Annotated in this window: 4 protein-coding genes and 1 pseudogene; 3 read left to right on the top strand and 2 right to left on the bottom strand. The window is 44.6% G+C overall.

Translation table 11 applies throughout. The annotated features are described in order from the left end of the window. Positions 1–239: pseudogene (locus tag F6K53_RS37160) on the bottom strand (uracil-DNA glycosylase); the annotation flags it as partial. A gap of 164 nt (positions 240–403) precedes the next feature. Between F6K53_RS37160 and F6K53_RS37155 the strand changes: the two are divergent. Together F6K53_RS37155 and F6K53_RS37150 are read left to right on the top strand one after the other, a co-directional pair. Beyond that, positions 404–1126, top strand: a complete 723-nt coding sequence (locus tag F6K53_RS37155; protein WP_293084582.1) for a phosphoribosyltransferase family protein — start codon at positions 404–406, stop codon at positions 1124–1126. Between the two features lie 16 nt (positions 1127–1142). Then, entirely contained in the window at positions 1143–1442 is a 300-nt protein-coding gene (locus F6K53_RS37150; RefSeq protein ID WP_293053647.1) for a hypothetical protein, read from the top strand. On the opposite strand, the gene F6K53_RS37145 is transcribed toward F6K53_RS37150, so the two are convergent. Then, positions 1396–1992 carry an RNA 2'-phosphotransferase gene (locus tag F6K53_RS37145; protein WP_293084580.1) on the bottom strand — a complete coding sequence of 199 codons (597 nt, stop codon included), beginning with the start codon at positions 1990–1992 and terminating at the stop codon, positions 1396–1398. The genes F6K53_RS37150 and F6K53_RS37145 overlap by 47 nt on opposite strands. A 174-nt stretch (positions 1993–2166) precedes the next feature. On the opposite strand from F6K53_RS37145, the gene F6K53_RS37140 reads away from it, so the two are divergent. After that, positions 2167–2382 carry a hypothetical protein gene (locus F6K53_RS37140; protein ID WP_293084585.1) on the top strand — a complete coding sequence of 72 codons (216 nt, stop codon included), beginning with the start codon at positions 2167–2169 and terminating at the stop codon, positions 2380–2382. Positions 2383–2533 lie beyond the last annotated feature (151 nt).

Genomic DNA, 2533 nt, shown 5'->3' with positions numbered 1-2533 from the left:
ATAATCATAATTAGGGCCTTAGGGTTGCCACGTCCAATAACAGCCTGAGTGCGGGTAGCTCCTAATTCGCAGCGTTGGCAAGATTGACAGTGTTCTGTCAAGGATTCCATGGTGTCGTAAGTGCCAGCAGGAATAGGGATTTTGGCATCAGTGGGGATTAGCTCCCTTTGGACATTATTGGGTTGTGATGGGGTTAACTCTGACTCGTCAAAAAGACTAAGTTGTTCTCCGTTGGACATGAGGACTCACAGAAATTTTTGCAGGCATAAGGCACCTTACTACTAATAGTAGATTCAGGAGATTGTGAGCAACTAATTATTACAATTATTTCTTTTGATACAGTAATCTTGACAAAAATCGGTAATTATAATATATATCAGGCAACTTCATGCCGGAGGAAGCCATGTACACTGCCCCGCTGTTTAGCGATCGCGCTGATGCCGGTGAGCAGCTCGCTCAAGCACTTATCCCCTTGGTGAGCAGGCTGCACGCTACAGGTATTGATGCAACGCCTATTGTATACGCACTCCCTCGGGGGGGTATCCCAGTAGCAGCACCAGTAGCTCGGGCACTGGATTGTCCGCTAGATATTGTGGTGGCAAAAAAAATTACCACGGCTCGCAACCCAGAATTAGCAATCGGTGCAGTGACTTCCTCGGGAGTTGTACTTTGGTCTGGGCAAAGGCGATGGCGAAACAAAAATGCTCAATGGCGGGAAATAGTATTAGCTCAAGCTCAAGAAAAAGCCCAAGCTCAGCTAGCTCAACTGCAACCGGGTTGTCCGAAAACCAATCCTACTGGTGCCCTAGCCTTGCTGGTTGATGATGGCATTGCCACTGGCATGACCATAGCAGCAGCAACGGAAGCAGTAAAAGCCCACAATCCAGCACAGGTCTGGATTTGCACACCAGTTGCACCAGGAGGATTAATAGGCTGGTTATCAAAGTGGTGCGATCGCATGGTTATCTTACAAACACCAGAACCCTTTCTGAGTGTTAGCCGCTTCTACCTCAACTTTCCTCAAGTTAAAACCAAAGAAGCTCTAAGCTATTTACAGGAGCATAACTATCAGGATAAATATATTAAAATATCAGAGACCTCAGTCAAAGGTAGCTTGGATCATTAACTAGCTGTTTTAATCTATGAGACTTTGGCAGTTTTGGTGGCGAACATTAGTGCTTTCAACCCAGTACAATCCACCAGAGTTCGTTGAATTAATGATGACCTCATTGGCAATGGCTTTACTAGCCACCTGGGGATATTATACCGATGACTGGCCCTATCTGGTACTCAGTTCTAGCTTTGCCATGGGAGCAGCCGTATCCATGTGGGTAAGGGGTACAACCATGCCTTCCGCTAATTCCCGTATGGTGCAGGTAATAGCTATCCTGTTGATCATCTACAGCTTTTATGCTTTTTCTCACCTTGTCGATTACATCTAGACTGAAATGTAAACTGTAAATACTCTGGTGATACCGAATCCACTAACCAAATGCCATTATCAGAACAATAGAAGCTGTGACCGGCTTTGTGCATAGCTGCAGCATCAATGGCAAAAACTACAGGGCGACCATGCCTTGCTCCCACTTTTTTTGCAGTTGCTATATCCGTCGATAAATGGACATGGTGTCGCGACATTTTACACAAGCCCTGGCGCAGAATTGACTCAACTGCCCGGTGACCTGTGCCGTGATAAAGCACATCTGGTGGAACCAAAAGTTCTAGCTGTAAATCAACTTTAACCGTATGACCTTGATTGGCACGAATTCGGGTACCTGTGGAGTCGAAAGAAAAGCGCTTTTTGTCATTTTTGGCAACTACTTCATTTAAATCAGCACGGCTGATCCGAAAAGAATGCTTTTTACAAGCTGCCAGTAGTTCCTCAACACCAACCCAGCCACCAGGAGCGAGTGTGATTCCAATTCTCTGAGGCTGGTGCCGAAGATGTTTACTTAAATATTTACTAATTTTTATTAACCGAGACGGATTCATATTGATATAGTAACTTGCTATTTTTTAAGTACATATTTCTGGGTTTTTAGGGAACAGGGAACAGGGAATAGGGAATAGGTAAGAGCTAAGAGGGGTGCATCTCGCTTTTGAAATTAGACAAAAATTATAATAAAATTCCCAGACTTCCAACTTTTACCCTTCTTATTGACAAATATGAGATTCACCCTCCAAATTCCCGATTCCCGATTCCCGATTCCCGATTCCCGATTCCCGATTCCCGATTCCCGATTCCCGATTCCCGATTCCCGATTCCCGATTCCCGATTTCTGGAATAACTCTAGTCGAGATCATCCTGTATTTCTTAATTGCAAAAGTAACCTTGAGAATATCCGAGCAATATTCCAAGCATCATCTCCTCCCCGGTGGTGAGTACCTTCCAGCGGTAGATTGAGCAAATCCAAAGCTTGTGCCATACCAACTTCATGGGGCAAAGCATAACTAATGGCAAACAAGGTCTTGATGTTGATATGTCTAGTGCCGAAGGGATATCTCAAAAAACGCGATGTACACTGTTTCTGAA

Source organism: Moorena sp. SIO4A1 (assembly GCF_010672065.1).
Classification (GTDB): domain Bacteria; phylum Cyanobacteriota; class Cyanobacteriia; order Cyanobacteriales; family Coleofasciculaceae; genus Moorena.
This window is presented reverse-complemented; position numbering and strand designations above follow the sequence as displayed.

Bases quoted from the DNA above. Each gene is read 5' to 3' on its own strand.
- F6K53_RS37155 (WP_293084582.1), top strand. From the start codon at position 404: ATGTACACTGCCCCGCTGTTTAGCGATCGCGCTGATGCCGGTGAGCAG.
- F6K53_RS37150 (WP_293053647.1), top strand. From the start codon at position 1,143: ATGAGACTTTGGCAGTTTTGGTGGCGAACATTAGTGCTTTCAACCCAG.
- F6K53_RS37145 (WP_293084580.1), bottom strand. From the start codon at position 1,992: ATGAATCCGTCTCGGTTAATAAAAATTAGTAAATATTTAAGTAAACAT.
- F6K53_RS37140 (WP_293084585.1), top strand. From the start codon at position 2,167: ATGAGATTCACCCTCCAAATTCCCGATTCCCGATTCCCGATTCCCGAT.